The following is a 22,577-nucleotide window of genomic DNA, read 5'->3' as shown; positions in this document are numbered from 1 at the left end:
TTTTGTTATGCCTGTTAGCTGTGTAATTGTTTTTGTTTATTTCTTTTTCTTGTTTATTTTTTGTTAACTGAGATGAGTTTTGCGTTTGCGAGCGTAGTCTGCGTCTTGCGTGACTTGGATTGATATTTATAACAATTAATTTCTTTCAAGCTCACACTTTTACCAATTAGCTTTGTGAAATGTTAATTGTTTTACATTCTTAGTTTTGATTGCATTGTAAACATAATGTTAATCAGGAATGGGCGAGACAAATATTAAGTACCAACATTTTAGTGTAGGGGAGTGCTCTCTCTGTTAATGCTCCCGAGCCGATAAAACGAAAATCAACAAGTAAGAGGTGAAGCGATTATGATGAATCTTGCTGCTGCATTACAAAGAAATGCTGCGAGTAAACCAGATAAGACGGCGTTGATATGTGGTGATGTCGAGATAACTTATGCGCAGTTTGATGCGATTACCGGAAAGATCGCGGCATCTTTAATCAACAAAGGGGTCGTTCCGGGCGATCGTATTGCGCTCTCATGCCCAAACATTCCTTTTTTCGCGTTTGTTTATTATGCGATACAAAAAGCTGGCGCGGTTGCTGTCCCATTAAATGTGCTTTTGAAAGCGCGAGAAATTAAGTATCACTTAGAAGATTCAAAAGCGAAGTTTTACTTCTGTTTTGAAGGGACATCAGAACTGCCAATGGCAAAAGAGGGGGTTAAAGCGTTTGAGCAGGCTGATATATGTGAAAATATGGTCGTGATGACTCAATCTCAAAGTGAAAACGAATGGAATGGTGTGCCAACTCTCAATGCGTTTATAGCGGATGCAAAACCATTGTCAGATTATGTACCGCGTAATGCGGATGATACTTGTGTTATTTTGTATACATCAGGGACGACAGGCTTACCAAAAGGAGCTGAACTGACGCAGCAGAACATCATAATGAATGCTCTGGTGGCACAAAACATTATGGGCAGCCAGGCCGATGATATTCACTTAGTAACTTTGCCTTTATTTCATACCTTTGGTCAAACCGTCCACTTAAATGCCAGTGTTTTGGGCGGGGCAACCTTGGTGTTAGTGCCTAGGTTTGAGCCTAAATATGTTCTTGAGCTGATGGAAAAACACAAAGTGACGTTGTTTGCTGGAGTGCCAACGATGTATATCGGTTTGCTTCATGTCCAACACCAATTTGATACATCCTCACTACGTGTTGCTATCAGCGGTGGAGCCCCGTTGCCAACCGAAATATTTAGATCCTTTGAGGAACAATTTAATGTCCCAATTCTTGAAGGATACGGGTTATCAGAAACAAGTCCTATTGCATGTTTTAATCATTTAGATCAGGAACGTATACCAGGATCGGTAGGTCAAGCGATTCAAGGCGTTGAAGTAAAAGTTGTCGACATTGAAGGCAATGCGCTACCGATCGGTGAAGAAGGTGAGATTGTTGTGCGTGGGCATAATGTTATGAAGGGATACCTTGGCCGCCCGGAAGTCACTGAATCCGCGCTACAAAATGGCTGGTTCCATACTGGTGATGTTGGCCGTTTTGACAGTTCAGGTAATCTATTTATCGTCGATAGAATGAAAGATCTGATCATTCGAGGTGGATTTAACGTTTACCCTAGAGAAATTGAAGAAGTGTTTATGACTCATCCTGCAATCTCAATGGTAGCGGTGATAGGGATTCCAAATGAAGAGTATGGCGAAGAGATAAAGGCTTACGTTGTGCTTAAACCGGGAGAGTACATTGACGCGGAAACATTACAAAAGTGGGGCAAAGAGCAGTTAGCCTCTTTTAAATATCCTCGTTATGTTGAAATTCGTGAGCATCTCCCGATGAGTGCAACAGGAAAGATTTTAAAGCGTGAATTGAAATCTGAATTGAATGTGGCTTAGTCAATTCAATGAACTTCGGGTCACAGCGCCACTTGTCTGGAGCGAGTGGTGTTGTGCACGTTACTCAAGAATAGAAGATGGCAATCTCTCGCTAGCGTGTACACATGAACTATCTGTTTACTCTATTGTTCGAGTTGTTTTATGTGCGCTTCTAAGCGTTTTGGATTGGTAATGGTCACTGAACCATATTTCAGTTCTAGCATCCCAATACTCTCTAAGTTTTTTAGTACTTTATGAACACTTTGACGAGTTAGCCCCATCATGTTGGCGATATGCTCTCTAGTCACTCTCACGACACACGGCTGAGTATTGATAGCTTGGTTGTGTTGGTATTCAGCAAGCAACAGCAACCTTCTTGCAATCCGCTCTTCGATTCCTCTAATCGCATCATCTTCGATAACAGAAATGGCAGACCATAAGCGGCGGCTAAGTAAGTCGAGAATCGTAGGGTAACTTTGAGGATATTTGGCGAGTAATTGGCGAAATTTATCACCAGGTAGTTCCAGTAAGGTCACGCCCGAATGCGCGGTTGCGCCAAAAATACGGGGCATGCCGGGAGAAAAAACATTGTCTCCAAACCAGCCTCCTGCCTCGAAAATCATTAATGTGACTTCTTTGCCTTTTGAACTCATCGAATTAATTCGTACGGCACCCTGTGCTATGACCATAAGAGAAGATTGAGGTTCCCCTTTATTGCAAATCAGTGCTTTTTCGTCGAAACAGCGAATTTTAGCTATTTGTGCTGCTTCACTAAGTCCTTTCTCGGGCAGCCCTGATAATACAGGACATTTGGCTAATAATGCTTTGACTTCTTCCATGTGCAACCTTACTGCATCCTGCTCTAGCTATTATTTGTGCTGGTTAAGTGGCAAAGTTTATCACTCTTTGATTGCTATGCTTTAGATTGGTTTGGAAAGTGCGGGCGTTGAATAAAAAATGATATGGTATAAACGCCATACAAGAAAACGCCCGCTAAACAGAATGTTAAGCGGGCGCTATAGCGTTACATCAAATGGAAATTATTTCTGAGTGGCAGCTTTCATCGCTGACACAAAATCACCAAGTTTATCGAGCATAATTTGTGGCTGCTCGACATTCTCTTCAATGATTTTCACCACAGCTGAGCCGGAGATGGCCCCTGCTGCGCCAGACTCTATTGCTTGTTTCACCTGTGCTGGTTCAGAAATACCGAAGCCAAGCAGCGCTGGTGGTGCATCGAACTGGTTTAATCTATCTAACATGTGACCAACTGGCATATTTGCTTTTGTCTCTGCGCCTGTCACGCCAGCACGAGAAAGCAAGTAAGTGTAGCCACCACCCAGTTCTGATACTTGCTTCAGTGTTTCGTCACTTGCCGTTGGCGGTGCGATGAAGATTGGGTGAATACCAAACTTCTCTGCTGCTGCAACAAACTCTGCACTTTCATTGGTTGGTACGTCTGCAATCAAAACAGAATCGATGCCTGCTTTTGCACAGCGCTCGTAGAAGTTTTCGACACCGCGTGAGTAAACTAGGTTCGCGTACATCAGAAGGCCAATAGGCAGATCTGGGTATTTAGCACGAATCTTACCAATTTGTTCAAAGCAGATATCTGGTGTAGCGCCTGAATCCAGCGCACGAATGTTAGCGCCTTGGATGGTTGGGCCATCTGCAAGCGGATCTGAAAATGGAATACCAAGTTCAAGGGCGTCTGCACCAGACTCAACGAGGGTTTCCATGATCTTGTAAGAGTGTTCTGCGTTTGGATCGCAAACCGTTACGAACGGTACAAATGCGCCTTGGCTTTTTTCGTTTAGACGCGCAAACATCTTCTCATAACGGCTCATTAAATCACTCCTTTTTCTTCTAGGATGGCGTGTACGGTGAAGATGTCTTTGTCACCACGACCAGATAGGTTTACGACCAATAGTTGTTCTTTCTCAGGATTCTCACGAGCCATGCGCAATGCATGAGCTAGAGCGTGAGAAGACTCTAGAGCTGGGATGATCCCTTCGCTGCGAGCCAGTTCTTGGAATGCCTCGAGCGCTTCGTCGTCCGTTACGTTGTCGTATTCCGCACGGCCAATTGCATTTAGGTGCGCGTGCTGTGGTCCTACAGAAGGGAAATCAAGACCCGCAGATACAGAGTAAGACTCCTCAACTTGGCCGTTAGGATCTTGCATCAATGGCGCCTTCATACCAAAGAAGATGCCCGTTTTGCCATGTTTAAGTGGTGCACCGTGTTGGTCTGTATCGATACCTTTACCTGCTGGCTCAACCCCAATGAGGCGAACGCTTTCTTCTTCGATGAAGTCAGCAAACATACCAATCGCGTTTGAACCGCCGCCCACACACGCGATAACTGCATCAGGAAGACGACCTTCACGTGCCAAAATCTGATTCTTAGTTTCTTCACCGATCATTCGTTGGAAATCACGCACGATGGTTGGGAATGGGTGAGGACCAGCTGCTGTACCTAGTAGGTAGTGCGCATCTTCATAAGTTGCAGACCAGTCGCGCAGCGCTTCGTTACATGCGTCTTTAAGTGTCGCTGAACCTGAGTGAACCGGAATGACTTCTGCGCCCATTAGCTTCATACGGAATACGTTCGGGCTTTGACGCTCAACGTCTTTTGCTCCCATGTAAACGCGACACTTAAGGCCAAGTAGTGCACACGCTAGTGCGGTTGCAACACCGTGTTGACCTGCGCCAGTTTCAGCGATGATTTCGTTTTTACCCATGCGTTTCGCAAGCAGAGCTTGACCTAACACTTGGTTGGTCTTGTGGGCGCCACCGTGAAGCAGGTCTTCACGTTTTAGGTACAGTTTGGTTTTCGTACCTTTGGTTAGGTTACGAGTTAGAGTCAAAGCCGTTGGACGGCCCGCATACTCTTGAAGAAGTGTCATGAATTCGCTGCGGAATTCTGGATCTTCTTGCGCGTTGATAAACGCTTGCTCTAGTTGCTCCAGTGCTGGAACTAGAATTTGCGGAACGTACTGACCGCCGTATTCGCCAAAGTAGGCATTCAGTTTTGCCATCGTTATATTCCTTCTCGTATTTTTCGCTACGAATAGCTTTAAATTTTTTAGCTGATATCCAGCTTTAGTAGTTGCGAATGGCGGTGAAGGCCGCGAGCAACTTCTGTGAATCTTTTTTGCCTGGTGCGCTTTCTACACCAGAGTTTAAATCTAATCCCAAGCAACCGAGTGTCGCTGCTTGTTGAGCATTTTCTGGCGACAGTCCGCCCGCTAGCATAATTTGACTTGGGTTGCCGATCAGTGACCAGTCGAACACTTGGCCGGTACCGCCGGTTTGAGTGCCAACTTGCGCATCTAATAGATGGCGGTCAATGTTGTCTGCTAGCAGTTCTGGCTTGACATCAGTCACGCCGTAAGCTTTCCAAATTTCTACTGTTGTTGGCAGTTCGGCTTTGAGTTGGTTTACGTAAGCTTGGTCTTCTTGACCGTGCAGTTGCACCGCTTTTAAACCCAAAGAGGTCACGACAGAAGCAACGAAATCGATATCGTGATTTTGGAAAACGCCTACATAATTCAGAGGAGCACCGCTCATGGTTAAGCGAGCACCTTCAAGGTCAACCGCACGCTTCGACTTCTCGACAAAAATCAGGCCACCAAATACCGCACCAGCTTGATATGCTTTTGCTGCGTCGTCTGGATGCGTTAAGCCACAGACTTTGTTTTCGCCTAACGTGACTTTGCGTACTGCAAGCTCAAGGTTGTCTTCTGCCATCAGTGAACTACCAATCAAGAAGCCGTCTGCGTATTCCGCTAAATCACGAACTTGTTGATGGGTATAAATGCCAGATTCTGAGATTACTGTTGCGTTGGGAGCCAGTTCGCGAATGGTCGGTGCCAGTTCTTTTGTACGATTCAAATCAGTACTTAGGTCGCGAAGGTTACGGTTATTGATGCCGATAACGCGTGCGCCTAGCTTAACGGCACGATGAAGCTCGTCTTCGTTGCTGACTTCGGTCAGGATACCCATGTTCAGGCTGTGTGCTGCTTCTTCTAGCGCTTTGTACTCTTCGTCATTCAGGACAGAAAGCATCAGTAGCACGGCATCAGCGCTGTAATGACGTGCTAGGTAAACTTGGTAGGTATCTACCATGAAGTCTTTGCACAGAACTGGCTGTTTGACTTGACCACGCACTTGAGGAAGAAAGTCAAAGTTACCTTGGAAGTATTTCTCGTCTGTTAATACTGAAATTGCATCAGCATGGTTGTTGTAAACCGATGCAATGTAATCCAAGTCGAAGTGATCACGAATCAAACCTTTGGAAGGAGACGCCTTCTTACATTCGGTGATGAATGCTGTCTTTTCGCCACTCAGTGCATCGTAGAAGCTGCGGTCCGATGGCAGCAAATCAGACTGAAATGTGCTTAGCGGTTGAGATACCTTACGGTCTGCTACCCACTGATATTTGTCGCGGACAATTTTTGCCAGTACTTCTGCCATTTCTGCTTCTTTCTTAGAAACGTGTTCAGACAGATTGTCAGCTTGCTGAGTGTTGAAGTCAGTCATATTCTTCAATTCCTTAAGCGTGTGCGGCAAGTTGTTGTACCAATTGGTACGCCTTGCCTGAATTCATTGCCTCAATCGCTTGTTGCGTGTTGGCTTTTAAATCTTCGTTACCGAATAGACGCATTAGCAGAGCAACGTTCACCGCTACTGCACCCAATTGTGCGTCTGTACCTTTACCCGTCAGGATATTGGTAATGATCGCCTTGTTTTCTTCAGGATCGCCACCTTTGATTGCTTCTAACGGGTGCGCTTCTAGACCGAAGTCTGCAGGCGTTAGTTTGTATTCTGTGATCTTGCCGTCTTTGATTTCTGCAACCGTTGTTTCGCCATGAATCGCGACTTCGTCCAAACCACTTCCGTGTACCACTGCGGCGCGCTTCATACCCATTTGTAGCATGGTTTCCGCGATAGGACGAACCAGTTCTTCACTGTAAACACCCATCAATTCGATGTTTGGACGAGCTGGGTTAATCAGCGGACCAAGAATGTTAAAGATGGTTCGTGTTTTCATAGTTTGACGCACAGGCATCGCATGGCGCACACCACCGTGGTATTGAGGTGCAAATAGGAAAGCAACACCGATATCGTCGACCGCTTTGCGTGTATCTTCTGCGCTCATGGCTAGGTTGATACCAAATGAATCAAGAAGGTCAGAAGAACCCGATTTGCTTGAAACGCTGCGGTTGCCGTGTTTTGCTACTTTTAGACCACATGCTGCAGCAACAAACGCCGCAGTGGTTGAGATATTGATGGTGTTGTGGCCGTCACCGCCGGTACCTACGATATCTGCGAAATCGTAATCTGGGCGAGGAAATGGGATTGCGTTTGCCAGCAGTGCTTTTGCCGCACCCGCAATTTCATCCGGTGTCTCGCCTTTGATTTTTAGTGCAGTCAGTGCTGACGCCATTAAAATTGGGTCTAGTTCTCCACGGATAATGATGTCGAATAGCTGTTGGCTCTCTTCCTGAGTAAGCGATTCTTGCTCGTACAATTTGGTAATAATAGGGTTGATGATTGCGTCCATATTTCCTCTCCTAAATTTCTTATGTGCCAGTGCTTTTTAAGCAGTGAGTGGGTTCATTGAAGTTTGTTCTTCAAGTGCCCATTCAATGGCATTGGCCAACAGTGTTGCTCCGTAGGTCGTCATAATAGATTCCGGGTGGAACTGGAACCCGCAAACTTTATCTTCTTCATGTACAACAGACATCACCAAGTCATCCACTTCTGCCGTGATGGTTAGACTCTCAGGAACCTTGGTCGCAACCAGCGAATGGTAACGTGCAATCGCAAGTGGTGATGGTAGGTTCTGGTAAATCGCATGGTTTTGGTGCTCCATCATAGAGACCTTACCGTGAATGATTTCGCCTGCGCCAGCAACGGTGCCGCCGTATGCTTCAACAATCGCTTGGTGACCAAGACAAATACCAATCATAGGAACTTTGCCTTTCAGCAATTGAATTAGCTCTGGCATTGAGCCTGCTTCAGACGGCGCACCAGGACCTGGCGATAGCAGTACCACAGGGTTCTCAAGCTCATTCACTGCTTGTTCAATGGTTTTTGCTGGAATGTTGTTTCGGTAAATCTTGACTGAGTGACCTAGCGAGCGGAATTGATCCACAAGGTTGTAGGTGAACGAGTCAAAGTTGTCGATAAAAATGATATTAGCCATCTCTGAACCCTATTCCTTATTGTGACTTATGCGCTGCTTGGATAGCAGAGATTACCGCTTGTGCTTTGCCGCGCGTTTCGTCTGCTTCCGCTTGTGGATCAGAGTCGAACACCACGCCAGCACCAGCTTGAACTTGAGCAATGCCGTTCTCAACGTAAGCTGAGCGAATTACGATACATGTGTCGAGTGTACCTTCACCAGTTAGGTAGCCCACAGCACCGCCGTAACTACCGCGTCGTGCGCCTTCTACGTCGCGAATCAACTGCATTGCACGAATCTTTGGTGCGCCAGTGAGCGTTCCCATGTTCATACATGCTTGGTATGCGTGCAACGCGTCTAGGTCTTCACGCAGTTGACCAACCACACGAGATACCAAGTGCATTACGTGGCTGTAGCGGTCGACTTTTAGAAGGTCTGCTACGTGGCGAGTGCCAGCTTGAGCAATACGAGCGACGTCGTTACGTGCCAAGTCAACCAACATCATGTGTTCTGCGTTTTCTTTCATGTCGGTGCGCAGTTCAAGTTCGATGCGGCTATCTAGGTCGAAATCAATCTCGCCGTTAGGGTGCTTGCCACGGCGACGAGTGCCTGCGATTGGGTAGATTTCAATTTGGTTAGTGTCGGTTTCGTACTTAAGCGCACTTTCTGGTGATGCGCCAAACAGAGTGAACAGCTCATCTTGCATGTAGAACATGTAAGGGCTTGGATTACTTTGTTTCAGTTCTTTGTAAGCCGCGAGTGGAGCAGGGCAAGGTAGAGTGAATCGGCGAGATGGTACAACTTGGAATACATCGCCTTTCACTACGAACTCTTTTAAGTCGCGAACAGTTTGGCAGAAGTCTGCATCAGATACGCTAGGTTCTACCGTTACGTCAGCGATTTGTTTTGCGCTTGGCAGTAGTTTTGGCGCTGCACACTGAGCGCTAATTTCTGCAATACGAGTCTCTAACGCTGTTTTCTCTGAACCGTCAACAAACAACGTCGCTTGAAGCTGGCAAGATTCCGTTTGATGGTCGACAACAAGTAGTGTTTCCGCGACGTAGAAAACGTAATCTGGACACTGATTTGTTACTTCTGCATTACCAAGCGGCTCGAAGTTTGCGACTAAGTCGTAGGCAAACAGACCACCAAGGAAAATCGCGTGTTTGTCTTGCTGTGAAATATCAAAACTATGCTGAACCAAACGCAGCGCATCGAAAGAAGAGGCTTTACGTAGGCGAGAATCTTCATCTAACGTGTCGCATGGCTGGCTAAACTCCAAAGTCAGCGTTTCGCCATCGAACTTACTTTCAACGTCACCACGGATGTTCTGGTTTAGGTGAGACAGTAGGTTTTTACCGTTGTTGGTTAACGCCTGCATGTTTACAGTGTGGCCGTAACAAACGATGCGCACCGCTGAATCGACGATTAAAAGTGATTTTAGATTCTGTTTCGAATCAATTTCAGCGGATTCGAGAAGCAAGCTATCTCTTTTGTTCTCACAAATGGTATGGAACAAACGTGTTGGGTCTTGAGTGTAAGGAACCGAAGTCTTTAATACTTCTAGGCATCCAAGTTTCTTGATTTCTATGGCCTTATTCACAAGACCTCCTTGTAGCTGTCTAAATCTTCCTGCCGTACATAGTCGCATAAAGCAAACGTTCTCCCAATCTAGAGTTAGCCATATTCGATTAATGTTTAGGCAGTTGAGTGTGAAATGAGCAAAAAAACAAAAAAGCCCGCTTGAGTAGCGGGCTTTACAACGTTTGGTTCTATAAACTAGAAGTATACGTTTGCCCACCAAGAACTAGTCCAAGTGCGCCACCAAGCAAGATCTGATGAGTTTGTCTTATTAAGACAAACCGCAACTTTCGCTTTTTGGTTTTGGTTAAATTCTTGTAACATGGTGAACCTTAAATTACGTACTTTGTATTTGTGTACTAGTTAACTAGTGCGAGAGTAAAAAGTCAACCCCAAAACAGCATTAAAACGATAAAAATATGAGAATTGATTTACATAGTCACACCACTGCATCGGACGGTCGGTTAGAGCCTAAAGATTTAGTGGAAAGGGCGCTGAGTTTTGATATCGAGGTTTTGGCGATCACTGATCACGATACGGTTGACGGTTTGGCGTTAGCCAAGCAACACGTTCAAGACAATAACTTGCCGATCAAAATCATCAACGGCATTGAGATATCGACTGTCTGGCAAAACAAAGACATTCATATTGTCGGCTTGAATATCGATCCGGAAAATGAACAATTATCCGCCCTCATCGAGCAGCAGAAGCAGTATCGCATAACAAGGTCAGAGTTGATTGCAGAGCGACTACAAAAAGCAACTCGGGAAGGCGTGCTCGAAGAGGTAAGGCAGATCGCCGGTGATGCGCCTGTTACGAGAGCGCACTTCGCGAAATGGCTGGTGGATAATGGTTACGCAAAAACCATGCAAATGGTGTTTAAAAAATACCTAACGCGTAATAACCCAGGTTATGTACCACCGAATTGGTGTTCGATGAAAGATGCGGTTGATGCTATTCATGCGGCTGGTGGGATGGCGGTATTGGCGCATCCTGGAAGATATAAGTTGACAGCGAAGTGGATTAAGCGTCTTCTAGCAGCGTTTGTAGAAGCAAACGGCGATGCGATGGAAGTTGCACAGCCACAGCAAGCGCAACAAGAAAGGCGCAACTTGGCTGATTATGCTATACAATACAAACTATTAGCGTCTCAAGGCAGTGATTTTCACTACCCATCCCCTTGGATGGAGCTAGGAAGGAACCTTTGGTTGCCCGCAGGCGTCAAACCAGTTTGGAAAGATTGGGGTATTGATCCTTCGTTGGATATATCAAAGTAACCTCAAAGCGTGGGTTTCAGCATCAAATAACTGGAAAGTGTATATTAGGTATTAATGTGGCTTTCCTTGTCGTTGGAACTGCACAACACTTTGAATCTTGAAGTCACTTGATAAAGCACAACAAGGCGGCATTCAAGCTCCACATAAGAATATAGAGCCGAGAGGCTCGATAATGAGGAATTACAATGAGCCAGTTTTTTTACGTTCACCCAGAAAACCCACAGGCTCGCTTGATTAATCAAGCAGTAGCAATCATTCGTAACGGCGGCGTTGTGGTGTACCCTACCGATTCAGGGTACGCACTTGGCTGTCAGTTGGAGAACAAACAGGCACTGGAACGAATCTGTCAGATCCGTCGTCTGGATGATAAGCATAACTTTACATTACTGTGTCGTGATTTGTCGGAACTTTCTCTATATGCGCGAGTGGATAACTCTGCATTCCGACTACTGAAAAACAACACACCAGGTCCTTACACCTTCATCTTCAAAGGCACGAAAGAAGTGCCGCGTCGTTTGATGAACGCGAAACGTAAGACCATCGGTATCCGTGTTCCAGACAATCAAATTGCCTTGGACTTGTTGGAAGCATTAGGTGAACCGATGATGTCTACGTCGTTGATTCTACCTGGCAGTGACGTAACAGAGTCTGATCCGGAAGATATTCGCGATAAACTAGAACATGCGGTTGATGTGATTCTTAATGGCGGTTACTTAGGTGAACAACCTACGACCGTCATTGACTTTAGCGAAGGTGAACCTGTTGTGGTGCGTTTGGGATCAGGTGACCCGGCACCATTCGAATAATTCGATTAATAGACGTACACCACCGTCAAACAAAATAGGAGGCATCGCGCCTCCTATTTTAGTTTCTTATTATTGAGTATCTCAGCGAACTTCGCTGATTGAGATTAAGCGAAATCGAAAATGTCGATACCATTTTGTTCAGCATAGTTGATGTATGCAGAGCTCACGCCGTTTAATGTTACTTCGACATTGTATTCATCACTAGAGAATACTGCCCAGCCACACTCATTATAAGATAAAGTCAGATCATCCGCTGAATCCAAGAACGTATCTCGAATGCCATCATTGTCGGTGTCTCTGCCCATATCGAAGACAAGTTTGTCATGAAAAATATTAAAATCGACAATATCGGCTTTAATATCAATATCGTTGGAGGATACAGGTTGATCCGGTACACCAATAGCCAGGCGGTTTGTAAGCACGAAAGTGTCGTCTCCACAGCCGCCGCTCAGTACTGATTCACCATCGCCAACGACGAGCGTGTCGTTACCCCAACCCCCACTCAAGTAGTTGTTGCCTGAGTAATCAAAAATTGTATCATCGCCACAACCACCAAAGAGCTTGTCATTTCCTAATCCGCCCGATAGGAAGTCGTTGCCAAAGCCGCCAGAAACAAAGTCGTTCCCTCGGCCACCGAGCAAGGTATCGTCTCCCCAGCCCCCGAAGGCGACATCATTGCCTCCGTATCCTACGAACTTATCATCACCACAGAAGCCGAAGAAAATATCGGTTGTTTCAGACCCTTTTGTACCGGTCATATTGTCATCTTGAGATGTCCCAAAAATCCAATTTAGGTCTAGATTTAGCATAGACATTGTTCTATTCCTTTTTGTCTGATTTATGCCAATCGCCGAAAATGTAGAGCCAATCTAGCTAGTTAAAATACACGATAACGTTAGTGTCATTTTTTGATAGTAAATAGTGACTTACCGATGCTTCTTGTCTTGCTATGAGTGCTCATTTATCCACGATGATTGGTATTACTTAGCAGCAAACAGGGACGGCTTATTCTTCGTTGCTTTCTAGCAATACGAACAGTAAACACACCCCAAGTGGTTATTGTTGTAACCCTGACAATTTTATCAGGTACTGCACGGTTAAAGTGGCTCGGGAAGACCGATATTAGTGGGATTCTCGCTGGGCAATATCAGTATTAAGTAGGAAAAAAGTTGCAGAATAGAGTAAATATTTTCGACGTTCTAAAGTGAATTTTGGGTGTGGAGAATGGCGCCGATTTAGCTTACATTAACTGAGAAAGTTACGTATAATGTCGGACCGAAAAATCCCACTGAAATGGGTAATTAGCAAAATACAGACCAATCCTGGTCTAGACGTCTGTGAAGACGACACATAGGTAGATAAATGAGCGAAAAGTTACAAAAAGTATTAGCACGTGCTGGTCACGGTTCTCGTCGTGAGATTGAATCGTTAATTAAATCTGGTCGCGTTAGCGTGAACGGTGTAGTCGCTAAGCTTGGTGAAAGACTTGAAGACGAGAGCAGCGTAGTTCGTATCGATGGTCACATTGTCTCTGCAAAGATTCAAGAAGAAGTGATTTGTCGTGTACTTGCGTACTACAAACCCGAGGGTGAACTGTGTACTCGTCACGATCCAGAAGGTCGTCGTACTGTTTTTGATCGTCTGCCAAAAATTCGTGGCTCTCGTTGGATTTCAGTTGGTCGTCTGGATGCGAACACTTCTGGTCTTCTGCTTTTCACAACGGATGGTGAACTGGCGAACCGCTTAATGCACCCAAGCCGCCAAGTTGAACGTGAATATCTAGTACGTGTGTTCGGTGAAGTAACTGAACAGAAAGTTCGTAATCTAGTAAAAGGTGTTGAACTGGAAGACGGTTTAGCTCGCTTTGAAGATGTTGTTTACGCGGGTGGTGAAGGCATGAACCACACGTTTTACGTTGTTATCAACGAAGGTCGTAACCGCGAAGTTCGTCGACTATGGGAATCGCAAGAGTGTACCGTTAGTCGTCTGAAACGTGTTCGTTACGGCGACATTTTCTTAGACAAGAAACTGCCTCGTGGCGGTTGGATGGAGCTTGACCTGAAAGAAGTAAACTACTTGCGTGAGCTTGTAGAGCTTCGTCCAGAGAAAGAAACCATGCTTGATCTGAACAAAGACAACACGTCACGCAAACGTGAGCGTGCACGCAGCCAAAAAATTCGTCGCGCAGTTAAGCGCCATGAAGAGCGTGTTAACACGCCAAAAGGCCGCAGCAACAACCCTTCTCGTCGTAAGCCGAAGAAGACTGCTGGTGACCAAGGCGCACGTAACAAGCATCGTTAATCGATAGCAAAACATCAGAAAGGCTTGCCAATTCGGCAAGCCTTTTTCTTATCTGTTACATAGCGAAAGGATCTAAAGCCGATATAGAGAAGGGTACTTTGGATAAAAAAATATCGCAGCTAAACAAAAACAGCAGATAAAAAATACCAGCACTAGGCTGGTATTTTTTATCATGATGAAGAAACGTTAATCGCGTTTCCAAAGCATATGGCAGAACTTATGTTCAGGGTCTCGGCTGATTAGCATACGAGCAAATACGTCATCAAGAACGTCATTTTCCTCATTTACTAGGCCGATACGAACCTCTGCATATACTTCTTTGTCGATCTCGAAGCCAACATGTTCAACCCAGTCATCACCAGTTTCAACAAGTTCTGCGGCACCACGATCTTCAAATTGCGCAGTAAACAGAATCACGTCAGCAGGCTCTAGATTATCTGGAGCCATCTCAAGGAAAATGTCGTACGCTGCGTCGATGACGTCGTCGTAAGAAATCAAATCAGACATGCTTATGCTCGGCTCATGTATTTACGTTCAGCTGTGTTAATGATAACACGGTCACCAGTTGCAATGTACTCAGGAACCTGGATGACAAGACCTGAAGCGAAGCGTGCTGGTTTAGTACGAGCAGATGCAGAAGCACCTTTGATTGAAGGGTCAGTTTCTTCAATCACTAGCTCAACAGAAGATGGTAGTTCAATACCCACAGCAGCACCGTTAACAAGGATAATGTGGATACCTTGTGTATCTTCGTTGATGAACAGCATGTCGTCTTCAACTTCATTGTGCTTGAATGTGTATTGTGAGTAGTCTTCGTTATCCATGAAGATGTGCTCATCGCCGTCAGCGTATGAGTACACAACTGCACGTTTGTTCATTTCTACCGTTTCAACAACGTCATCAGACTTGTAACGCTCATCTACACGTGCGCCCGTGTTTAGATCTGTACAACGCATTTTGTAGATTTTAGCGCCGCCACGACCGCCAGGAGTCGTTACTTCGATGTCTTTAACTAGAAGAGTTTTACCATTAGACTCGATTGCGAAGCCTTTTTTGATTTCACTTGCCTTTGGCATTGTATATTCCTATTCATACTTATTAAGCAAAACTCGGTGATTATAGCGCTAAGTTAGCCGCCTAGCATTAAAATTCATTGCAGAAACTTGCTGTTACTCCCATGACTAAACACCTGAATGGACTTGATTCAGTGAGTCGGCTAAGAGAACATATAGCTCAACTTCTTGAACCATCTGAGATCACGTTTTAAGTCATGTCTCTGCCTGTTATCGATCCTAAACAACCATTTCAACCAGAGTTTGCGCCTTTAATTAGAGAAGTCACCGCTTGTCTCAAAGGTGGACTGGGGCAAAACTTACACAGCGTTTATGTGTATGGTAGCGTCGCTCGCAAAACAGCGGTCGCTGGGAGGTCGAACTTAGACCTGGTTGTCGTTACTCAATCATCCTTTGAGCACAATCGCGCGACTTTGCTCAACACAATTAAGTGGCGTGCGCAGCAGAGTTACCCTCAAGTTAATGGTGTATCGGTCCGTACAGCCTTAGTGAGCGAAGTAGCTAATTTAGATAGTATTTTCACTTGGGGCTTTATGCTTAAGCATTGCTGTGTCTGTGTTTATGGTGATGATCTAGCAGACTGTTTTGGTGATTACGTCCCAAGTTGGGAAATTGCTAAGCACTGGAATATGGATGTGGAAGATTGGATTACGGTGTATCGCAAAAAAATCGTCCAAGCGAAGACGATAGAAGAGCAGGTGGCCGCCCAGCGCGTGATTGCTAAAAAGTTACTAAGAGCGTCATACTCTTTGGTGATGTATCGAGATAAACGTTGGTTTGATGACCCTATACAATGTGGCAAGGTATTCTTAACTTATCATCCTGAAAAGCAGCTTGAGATCGAGCGGCTAGAAATTTTACTTTCTGGCCGGGGTATTCCCAAGCGTTCTGTTATCGGGCTAATTGATGCGTTTGGTGATTGGTTAGTCAAACAGTACCAGAAAACAGAGTTTCGTATCGGTTAAAACAACCCCATTTGAGGCGCTGAAAGCCTGTCAAAATCCGTCCCAATGAAAGGGAGAATCGCATCTGCAACGGGTTTGAGTTGTTTATCAATGTAATGTTGATAATCAATCGGGCTATTGAGGTACTCATAAGGTTCAGGACCGTTCACGGTTATAATGTATTCAATTCGTCCTTTGTTTTGATACTGTAATGGGCGTCCAAGCTTGGCATTTATCTCATCCGCTAAACGAGCTGCACGCACTTGTGGCGGGACGTTCTTCTGATACTCATGCAGTTTTCTGCGCAGTCGCTTTTGATACACTAACTGTTCATCAAATTCACCGTTGTTAGTTTTCTCAACCATCTCTCGGACATAGTCGCTTGGGTCTTCACCATGGAAAATCATGCTATAGAGTGTATTTTGAAATTTCTGTGCTAACGAGGTCCAGTCAGTACGGGCACTTTCTAACCCTTTAAATACAATCCGCTCTTGCTCTCCTTCACCGATTAAACCCGCATAGCGCTTTTTCGAGCCAGTTTCTGCGCCACGAATCGTTGGCATAAGGAATCTGCGATAGTGGGTTTCATATTCAATTTCCAACATAGATGTTAGGTTGTACTCAGAGCGCAGATGTTCTTGCCACCAAGAGTTGATGTAATCAACTAATTGATTTCCAACAGCGTCGGCTTCTACTTGAGTGTATGGTCGATTCAACGACACAAATGTGGAATCCGTATCGCCGTAAATCACTTGATAGCCTTGTTCCTCAATCAGCACTTTAGTTTGCTTCATGATCTCATGTCCGCGCATGGTAATACTAGAAGCTAATCGAGTATCAAAGAAACGACATCCCGATGAGCCCAGTACGCCATAAAAGGAGTTCATGATGATTTTGATTGCCTGAGAAAAAGCTTTTTCATTGTTCTTTTTTGCGACATCACGTGCCGCCCAAAGCTTTTCAATCATTTCTGGCAAAAAGTGTTTCGTACGATGGAACTGACCACCGCGAAAGCCAGGTACTGCCTGATCATCTTCTTTACCAATATCGAGTAATAACCCCTCAACCAAACCCATAGGATCAATCAAGAAAGAGCGAATAATCGATGGGTATAGACTCTTAAAGTCCAACACTAAAACGGAATCATATAGGTTAGGGATGGAGTCCATCACGTAACCGCCGGGGCTCGCAATCCAATTTTCTGGGTGTAGGTTCGGGGCAACATAGCCTGCGCGGTGTATTTGCGGCATGTATAAGTTAGTGAATGCCGCTACCGAGCCACCGACACGATCCAGTTCTACACCAGTGAGGCGAGAGCGTTCAATTGCAAAGTCGAGCAGGTGAGTGTGATTGAAAATCTTGTTCACCAACACGCAGTCTTGTAAGTTATATTTAGCCAGCGATGGTTTGTCGGAGCGGTACATACGATTGATCTCATCCATACGGTCATGAACGTTGTGGATTTCTTTACCTTCCCCCAAGAGTTCTTGAGATACAGACTCTAATGACCAAGACCGAAAGTGATAAGTCGCCGTTTTTAACGTATCGATACCGTCCATTACAACTCGCCCGGGAATGGAAATAAACCCTTGTTGGCTTTGAGATGAGCTTCTGAAAAAACTGGCTTGGTCTGCTCTGCCAAGCATGAGTTTCATGTTGTGCCATTCTGCTCGTTTGTGTAACAGACGAAAGTCAAAATCAATGACATTCCAACCGACAATGACATCGGGGTCGAATTTTTTAAACCAATCGATGAGTGCTTCTAGAAGCGCCTTTTCATCCTGGACCCATTGTATCGGTGTATCCGAAGGTTCTGGTTCTCCGATCATGATAACGCGGGAATCCATGACGCTGTCTAACCCGATGGAGTAAAGAATGCCTTTCTCAGAGCATTCTAGATCTAACGAGACAACGTTTAACTTCGGCTCATATTGCCCCGCACGGCATTTTGCGTTCTGGACGCGTTGGTAGCCATTGGTACGAGTCACATTGCCTGTAAACTCAATACTGCCTTTAATAAAACGCTCCATGAGGTAGCGATCGGCGAGGCGAATATCACTTTCGTAAGTGGTGATATCATTTTGAGCGAACGTGTCTTTAAGTGTGAGAGCGTCTCTGGTTACGTTGGTATAGCATGCAGAAAGAGGTGTATGTTCAAACGTTTTGAGATCCAAAAGGCGGATGTCGACGGGTATGTTTTTTTCTCGCGCGAGTGTTTTTGCTTGCTCTGAGTGTTTCTGAGCGATGAAAAATACTGGCTTCTCACCATTAATAAGTAACTGAGTAGGACCTGCTTCTGTTGAAAGCCACAGCTCGATTTGAGTTTGACCTTTGATGTCTCGTGCCTGTCGAGTAAGCAGAAAGCCTTGTTGGATATTCAAATGTGAGAAACCTTAGAAAACTTGAAGAACGCTAGTTTAACATTAAGAACTGTAAAAATAACCAGTAAAGAAAGCGGTTCAAATTTTTGCTGGAATTAGTGATTACAAGTTAGCCTTTGGTGCAAGAGGGGCAGTGTCATTTTAAGTTATAGCGTGTTTCTCTGGGCAATATGAAACCTAGTTACTTGATTTATTGTACTTAATGTTGTTAATTGTCTTTTCTTAGATTTCGGTTCTGCTCATCACGCTCTAAAATAATAGAGTGGTTTATGAATAAGTTCTTGCTAAAGTTTGCGTTTCAGCACATATTCATAGAAAGCAATTTTTTGTCGATTACGTTAGTATATAGGCAGTCATACTGATATCCACATTTAACAAATAATGGTTATGTGGGTGCAGAACCAATACAAAGTGTGGAGATACAAGTTTGATAAATGTTTTCCTTGTAGATGATCACGAGCTGGTTCGCACAGGGATACGACGTATTATTGAAGACGTCCGTGGAATGAACGTAGCAGGAGAAGCTGACAGCGGTGAAGATGCAGTAAAATGGTGTCGCAGTAATCATGCTGACGTCGTTTTAATGGACATGAACATGCCAGGAATTGGTGGATTGGAAGCCACTAAAAAGATTCTTCGCGTGAATCCTGATGTGAAAATCATCGTACTTACCGTTCATACAGAAAACCCGTTTCCAACCAAGGTGATGCAGGCAGGTGCGTCTGGTTATTTAACCAAAGGTGCTGGCCCTGATGAAATGGTGAATGCGATTCGTGTAGTTAATAGTGGGCAGCGTTACATCTCACCAGAGATTGCGCAGCAGATGGCATTGAGTCAATTTTCTCCAGCCTCTGAGAACCCTTTTAAAGACTTATCCGAACGTGAATTGCAGATCATGCTTATGATCACCAAAGGCCAAAAGGTAACGGATATTTCTGAGCAACTTAATTTAAGTCCAAAGACAGTCAACAGCTATCGCTACCGACTCTTTAGTAAATTGGACATTAATGGTGACGTTGAGTTAACTCACTTAGCGATCCGCCACGGAATGCTGGACACCGAGACCCTTTAGCGTGAATCCTCCCTTCGATTCGGCTTCCTTTCTCAAGACAGTAACTCATCAGCCCGGCGTTTACAGAATGTACAACGCCGAAGCTGTTGTCATCTATGTAGGTAAAGCCAAAGATCTAAAAAAGCGCCTTTCAAGCTACTTTCGAAAAAAAGTAGACAGTGAGAAAACTCGCGCGCTTGTCAGTAATATCGCCAAAATAGACGTCACAGTGACTCACACTGAGACAGAAGCGCTCATCTTAGAGCATAACTACATCAAGCAGTATTTACCGAAATACAATGTTTTGCTGCGAGATGATAAGTCTTACCCTTATATCTTTATTAGCGGTCATAAGCACCCACGGCTTTCTATCCACCGTGGCGCCAAGAAGCGCAAAGGTGAATATTTTGGCCCCTACCCAGATTCTGGTGCAGTAAGAGAAACATTGCATTTGCTGCAAAAGATATTTCCTGTGCGCCAGTGTGAAGACACCGTCTATTCCAACCGAACGCGCCCATGTTTGATGTACCAAATTGGCCGTTGTGCAGGGCCATGCGTTGATACCATCATTTCTGATGAAGAATACGCAGAGTTGGTTAGCTTTGTGCGCATGTTTTTGCAAGGCAAAGACCAGCAAGTACTCAAACAACTGATCGAGAAAATGGAAGTTGCCAGTCAGCAATTACGCTTTGAAGATGCCGCTAAATTTCGCGATCAAATCCAAGCGATTAGACGTGTTCAAGAGCAGCAGTACGTCTCAGAAGACAGCATGGATGATATGGATGTACTAGGGTTTGCTCAGGAGAATGGTATTGCGTGTATTCATATCCTGATGATACGCCAAGGTAAAGTGCTTGGTAGCCGTAGCCATTTTCCGAAAATCCCACAAAATACAAGCCAGCAGGAAGTGTTCGATAGTTTTCTGACTCAATACTATTTGAGCCATAACGAAGCGCGCACGATTCCTTCTCGTATTATTTTGAATCAAGAGTTGGCAGAAGATATTGCGCCAATACAGAAAGCGTTAAGTGAAGTGGCAGGTCGTAAGGTTCATTTCCATACCTCGCCAACTGGCTCTCGAGCAAGGTATCTCAAGCTTTCGAACACGAATGCACTAACGGCGATTACCACCAAAATCAATCACAAGATGACGATTAATCAGCGTTTTCATGCGCTTCGCGAAACATTGAAGTTGGAGTCTATTGCTCGAATGGAGTGTTTTGATATCTCCCATACCATGGGGGAAAGTACGATTGCATCGTGTGTGGTGTTCAATAATGAAGGCCCCGTTAAGCAGGAGTATCGTCGCTATAACATCACTGGGATTACCGGTGGTGACGATTACGCTGCAATGGGACAAGCGTTGGAGCGCCGTTATTCGAAGCAATTGGACGTAGAGAAAATTCCCGACATCATCTTTATCGATGGTGGTAAAGGCCAGTTAAATCGTGCGCATGATATTATTTCGCAATATTGGGGTGATTGGCCAAAGCGTCCCATCATGATTGGTATTGCGAAAGGGGTCACTCGCAAACCAGGCTTAGAAACGCTGATTACAGTCGATGGGGACGAGTTTCATTTACCAAGCGATGCTCCAGCGCTGCACCTTATTCAACATATTCGTGATGAAAGCCATAACCATGCTATAGCGGGGCATCGTGCTAAGCGAGGTAAAACCAGACGTACTAGTGCACTTGAAGGGATTGAGGGAATCGGCCCTAAACGACGTCAGGCGTTACTCAAGTACATGGGTGGGTTACAAGAACTTAAACGTGCAAGTGTCGAAGAAATCGCCAAAGTACCGGGAATAAGTCACTCTTTAGCAGAAATTATTTTCCAAGCATTGAAACAATAAGGAAAATCGCGCAACATTAAGCCGCAATGTGTAAGAGAATAATAAAATGCGTTTGAATATCCCGAACATTCTGTCTCTTCTTAGACTGTTCCTAATCCCTGTTTTTGTGGTTGTCTTTTATCTGCCTTATTCATGGGCACCTTTTGCAGCAGCAATGGTGTTTTGGGTAGCGGGTTTTACTGACTGGCTTGACGGTATGTTGGCCCGTAAACTTGGCCAAACTTCTCGTTTTGGTGCGTTTATTGATCCTGTTGCTGATAAAGTGCTAGTGGCAACGGCATTGATTTTAATCACGGAACATTATCATTCAATTTGGGTGACCATTCCTGCGGTAACGATGATCGCGCGAGAAATCATTATCTCAGCATTGCGAGAGTGGATGGCTGAAATAGGTAAGCGAGCGAGTGTTGCGGTATCTTGGGTTGGCAAAGTAAAAACTGTTTCGCAAATGTTCGCCTTATGGGTGTTGATATGGCGTTACGATGAATGGATGGTTTGGCTAGGCTTTGCGGCCTTGTATGTGGCAACTTTCTTGACGTACTGGTCAATGATTCAATATTTAGCTGCTGCGAAAGACGATCTGTTGAATGAAGAGCATCATTAAATTCTGATATTAGAAAGCAGGCTTAATAGCCTGCTTTTTTGTATCTAAGATAATCTACAGCATTTCTTTGCTTCTCACGTTTTTCAATGCTTGCTAACGGTCATGCTTGAAATTTGTATCTGGGGCTTTTGCTTCGATAGAGTTCCATATGTGATCTAAGTCTTGTTTTCACCCTTGGAGAGTCTCAGAGAAGCGAGCCTCCTGATTATTAACGCTTCAATACACGTAACGCACGGCCATCAGTGTAAGGCGTAGCCAAAGTTTTATGATAAACAAGTGTATTTAAGCGATTTTTAGTATTAAAACTAAGCAATCTACCGTCTTTCGCACAAATTCTAGTCAAACGATTTAAAAAAATAAAAATAGTATTGACTCGATCGCTCGAATCCGTAGAATGCATCCCGTACCCAAGAGAGCACAGCTCAGTAGGGTGGTGAAAAAAGCTTAGCTTTATTCACAGATGAGGCGCCTTGGCAGAGTGGCTATGCAGCGGATTGCAAATCCGTGGACCTCGGTTCGACTCCGGGAGGCGCCTCCATTTTCTTTTGAGAGTGAATAGCTTTCGAGAATAAATGCGACACTAGCTCAGTTGGTAGAGCGCAACCTTGCCAAGGTTGAGGTCACGAGTTCGAACCTCGTGTGTCGC

General features: G+C 44.8%; 20 protein-coding genes, 2 tRNA genes and 1 other annotated feature. Of the genes, 10 read left to right on the top strand and 12 right to left on the bottom strand.

Going from position 1 to position 22,577, the window contains the following annotated elements:
* Positions 1–348 precede the first annotated feature (348 nt).
* Complete coding sequence (locus ACWYVB_RS09045; protein ID WP_281189306.1) at positions 349–1,890, top strand: long-chain-fatty-acid--CoA ligase; 1,542 nt, start codon at positions 349–351, stop codon at positions 1,888–1,890.
* Positions 1,891–2,012: 122 nt separating this feature from the next.
* On the opposite strand, the gene ACWYVB_RS09040 is transcribed toward ACWYVB_RS09045, so the two are convergent.
* The 8 genes from ACWYVB_RS09040 to ACWYVB_RS09005 form a co-directional block, all read right to left on the bottom strand.
* Positions 2,013–2,708 carry a Crp/Fnr family transcriptional regulator gene (locus ACWYVB_RS09040; protein WP_074191544.1) on the bottom strand — a complete coding sequence of 232 codons (696 nt, stop codon included), beginning with the start codon at positions 2,706–2,708 and terminating at the stop codon, positions 2,013–2,015.
* A gap of 201 nt (positions 2,709–2,909) precedes the next feature.
* Positions 2,910–3,716: a tryptophan synthase subunit alpha gene (gene trpA, locus ACWYVB_RS09035; RefSeq protein WP_281189305.1), complete on the bottom strand. Its 807-nt coding sequence runs from the start codon at positions 3,714–3,716 to the stop codon at positions 2,910–2,912.
* Positions 3,716–4,906: a tryptophan synthase subunit beta gene (gene trpB, locus ACWYVB_RS09030; protein WP_258632863.1), complete on the bottom strand. Its 1,191-nt coding sequence runs from the start codon at positions 4,904–4,906 to the stop codon at positions 3,716–3,718. The genes trpA and trpB overlap by 1 nt, the downstream gene beginning before the upstream one ends.
* 64 nt (positions 4,907–4,970) lie before the next feature.
* On the bottom strand, positions 4,971–6,410 hold the full coding sequence (gene trpCF, locus ACWYVB_RS09025) for a bifunctional indole-3-glycerol-phosphate synthase TrpC/phosphoribosylanthranilate isomerase TrpF (RefSeq protein WP_281189304.1): 1,440 nt from the start codon (positions 6,408–6,410) through the stop codon (positions 4,971–4,973).
* 13 nt (positions 6,411–6,423) lie between these two features.
* A complete protein-coding gene (gene trpD / locus ACWYVB_RS09020) occupies positions 6,424–7,434 on the bottom strand; it encodes an anthranilate phosphoribosyltransferase (RefSeq protein ID WP_281189303.1) in 1,011 nt (336 codons plus the stop codon).
* A gap of 36 nt (positions 7,435–7,470) precedes the next feature.
* Positions 7,471–8,079, bottom strand: a complete 609-nt coding sequence (locus ACWYVB_RS09015) for an aminodeoxychorismate/anthranilate synthase component II (protein ID WP_248381414.1) — start codon at positions 8,077–8,079, stop codon at positions 7,471–7,473.
* Positions 8,080–8,095: 16 nt separating this feature from the next.
* Positions 8,096–9,661 (bottom strand): anthranilate synthase component 1, encoded by a 1,566-nt coding sequence (locus ACWYVB_RS09010; RefSeq protein ID WP_248381415.1) that lies wholly within the window; start codon positions 9,659–9,661, stop codon positions 8,096–8,098.
* 126 nt (positions 9,662–9,787) lie between these two features.
* Positions 9,788–9,891, bottom strand: a sequence feature (Trp leader region).
* A complete protein-coding gene (locus tag ACWYVB_RS09005) occupies positions 9,838–9,963 on the bottom strand; it encodes a trp operon leader peptide (RefSeq protein ID WP_005394819.1) in 126 nt (41 codons plus the stop codon). Its footprint overlaps the feature before it by 54 nt.
* Positions 9,964–10,058: 95 nt before the next feature.
* On the opposite strand from ACWYVB_RS09005, the gene rnm reads away from it, so the two are divergent.
* Together rnm and ACWYVB_RS08995 are read left to right on the top strand one after the other, a co-directional pair.
* Positions 10,059–10,916 carry an RNase RNM gene (rnm, locus tag ACWYVB_RS09000; RefSeq protein ID WP_248381416.1) on the top strand — a complete coding sequence of 286 codons (858 nt, stop codon included), beginning with the start codon at positions 10,059–10,061 and terminating at the stop codon, positions 10,914–10,916.
* 185 nt (positions 10,917–11,101) lie between these two features.
* Positions 11,102–11,722 carry an L-threonylcarbamoyladenylate synthase gene (locus ACWYVB_RS08995; RefSeq protein WP_005376791.1) on the top strand — a complete coding sequence of 207 codons (621 nt, stop codon included), beginning with the start codon at positions 11,102–11,104 and terminating at the stop codon, positions 11,720–11,722.
* Positions 11,723–11,826: 104 nt separating this feature from the next.
* Here the strand turns inward: ACWYVB_RS08995 and ACWYVB_RS08990 are convergent, their stop codons facing one another.
* Entirely contained in the window at positions 11,827–12,537 is a 711-nt protein-coding gene (locus tag ACWYVB_RS08990; protein WP_134647458.1) for a calcium-binding protein, read from the bottom strand.
* A 547-nt stretch (positions 12,538–13,084) separates the two neighbouring features.
* Here ACWYVB_RS08990 and rluB point away from each other — a divergent pair.
* Positions 13,085–14,023 carry a 23S rRNA pseudouridine(2605) synthase RluB gene (rluB, locus tag ACWYVB_RS08985; protein ID WP_005376798.1) on the top strand — a complete coding sequence of 313 codons (939 nt, stop codon included), beginning with the start codon at positions 13,085–13,087 and terminating at the stop codon, positions 14,021–14,023.
* Positions 14,024–14,209: 186 nt separating this feature from the next.
* Here rluB and ACWYVB_RS08980 read toward each other — a convergent pair whose 3' ends face one another.
* Positions 14,210–14,530, bottom strand: coding sequence for an HI1450 family dsDNA-mimic protein (locus ACWYVB_RS08980; protein ID WP_005376800.1), 321 nt, complete (start codon positions 14,528–14,530; stop codon positions 14,210–14,212).
* A 2-nt stretch (positions 14,531–14,532) separates the two neighbouring features.
* Positions 14,533–15,099: an elongation factor P-like protein EfpL gene (efpL, locus tag ACWYVB_RS08975; protein WP_005376801.1), complete on the bottom strand. Its 567-nt coding sequence runs from the start codon at positions 15,097–15,099 to the stop codon at positions 14,533–14,535.
* Positions 15,100–15,293: 194 nt separating this feature from the next.
* Here efpL and ACWYVB_RS08970 point away from each other — a divergent pair, with 194 nt between their 5' ends.
* Positions 15,294–16,061 carry a nucleotidyltransferase family protein gene (locus ACWYVB_RS08970; RefSeq protein ID WP_012841624.1) on the top strand — a complete coding sequence of 256 codons (768 nt, stop codon included), beginning with the start codon at positions 15,294–15,296 and terminating at the stop codon, positions 16,059–16,061.
* On the opposite strand, the gene ACWYVB_RS08965 is transcribed toward ACWYVB_RS08970, so the two are convergent.
* Positions 16,058–18,421 (bottom strand): DNA polymerase II, encoded by a 2,364-nt coding sequence (locus ACWYVB_RS08965; protein WP_457528758.1) that lies wholly within the window; start codon positions 18,419–18,421, stop codon positions 16,058–16,060. The genes ACWYVB_RS08970 and ACWYVB_RS08965 overlap by 4 nt on opposite strands.
* Positions 18,422–18,848: 427 nt before the next feature.
* Here ACWYVB_RS08965 and uvrY point away from each other — a divergent pair, with 427 nt between their 5' ends.
* The 5 genes from uvrY (at position 18,849) to ACWYVB_RS08940 (ending at position 22,577) form a co-directional block, all read left to right on the top strand.
* Entirely contained in the window at positions 18,849–19,493 is a 645-nt protein-coding gene (gene uvrY / locus ACWYVB_RS08960) for a UvrY/SirA/GacA family response regulator transcription factor (protein WP_005386783.1), read from the top strand.
* 1 nt (position 19,494) lies between these two features.
* On the top strand, positions 19,495–21,327 hold the full coding sequence (uvrC, locus tag ACWYVB_RS08955; RefSeq protein ID WP_124008300.1) for an excinuclease ABC subunit UvrC: 1,833 nt from the start codon (positions 19,495–19,497) through the stop codon (positions 21,325–21,327).
* A gap of 46 nt (positions 21,328–21,373) precedes the next feature.
* Positions 21,374–21,931 carry a CDP-diacylglycerol--glycerol-3-phosphate 3-phosphatidyltransferase gene (pgsA, locus tag ACWYVB_RS08950; protein ID WP_005394805.1) on the top strand — a complete coding sequence of 186 codons (558 nt, stop codon included), beginning with the start codon at positions 21,374–21,376 and terminating at the stop codon, positions 21,929–21,931.
* Between the two features lie 464 nt (positions 21,932–22,395).
* Positions 22,396–22,469: transfer RNA gene (locus ACWYVB_RS08945), tRNA-Cys, on the top strand.
* A 36-nt stretch (positions 22,470–22,505) separates the two neighbouring features.
* A tRNA-Gly gene (locus tag ACWYVB_RS08940) sits at positions 22,506–22,577 on the top strand.

It is taken from the genome of Vibrio sp. JZG10, from assembly GCF_054064075.1.
Note: the sequence above shows the minus strand (reverse complement) of the source record. Positions and strands in the feature narration are given on the sequence as shown.

Bases quoted from the DNA above. Each gene is read 5' to 3' on its own strand.
- ACWYVB_RS09045 (WP_281189306.1), top strand. From the start codon at position 349: ATGATGAATCTTGCTGCTGCATTACAAAGAAATGCTGCGAGTAAACCA.
- ACWYVB_RS09040 (WP_074191544.1), bottom strand. From the start codon at position 2,708: ATGGAAGAAGTCAAAGCATTATTAGCCAAATGTCCTGTATTATCAGGG.
- trpA (WP_281189305.1), bottom strand. From the start codon at position 3,716: ATGAGCCGTTATGAGAAGATGTTTGCGCGTCTAAACGAAAAAAGCCAA.
- trpB (WP_258632863.1), bottom strand. From the start codon at position 4,906: ATGGCAAAACTGAATGCCTACTTTGGCGAATACGGCGGTCAGTACGTT.
- trpCF (WP_281189304.1), bottom strand. From the start codon at position 6,410: ATGACTGACTTCAACACTCAGCAAGCTGACAATCTGTCTGAACACGTT.
- trpD (WP_281189303.1), bottom strand. From the start codon at position 7,434: ATGGACGCAATCATCAACCCTATTATTACCAAATTGTACGAGCAAGAA.
- ACWYVB_RS09015 (WP_248381414.1), bottom strand. From the start codon at position 8,079: ATGGCTAATATCATTTTTATCGACAACTTTGACTCGTTCACCTACAAC.
- ACWYVB_RS09005 (WP_005394819.1), bottom strand. From the start codon at position 9,963: ATGTTACAAGAATTTAACCAAAACCAAAAAGCGAAAGTTGCGGTTTGT.
- rnm (WP_248381416.1), top strand. From the start codon at position 10,059: ATGAGAATTGATTTACATAGTCACACCACTGCATCGGACGGTCGGTTA.
- ACWYVB_RS08995 (WP_005376791.1), top strand. From the start codon at position 11,102: ATGAGCCAGTTTTTTTACGTTCACCCAGAAAACCCACAGGCTCGCTTG.
- ACWYVB_RS08990 (WP_134647458.1), bottom strand. From the start codon at position 12,537: ATGTCTATGCTAAATCTAGACCTAAATTGGATTTTTGGGACATCTCAA.
- rluB (WP_005376798.1), top strand. From the start codon at position 13,085: ATGAGCGAAAAGTTACAAAAAGTATTAGCACGTGCTGGTCACGGTTCT.
- ACWYVB_RS08980 (WP_005376800.1), bottom strand. From the start codon at position 14,530: ATGTCTGATTTGATTTCTTACGACGACGTCATCGACGCAGCGTACGAC.
- efpL (WP_005376801.1), bottom strand. From the start codon at position 15,099: ATGCCAAAGGCAAGTGAAATCAAAAAAGGCTTCGCAATCGAGTCTAAT.
- ACWYVB_RS08970 (WP_012841624.1), top strand. From the start codon at position 15,294: ATGTCTCTGCCTGTTATCGATCCTAAACAACCATTTCAACCAGAGTTT.
- pgsA (WP_005394805.1), top strand. From the start codon at position 21,374: ATGCGTTTGAATATCCCGAACATTCTGTCTCTTCTTAGACTGTTCCTA.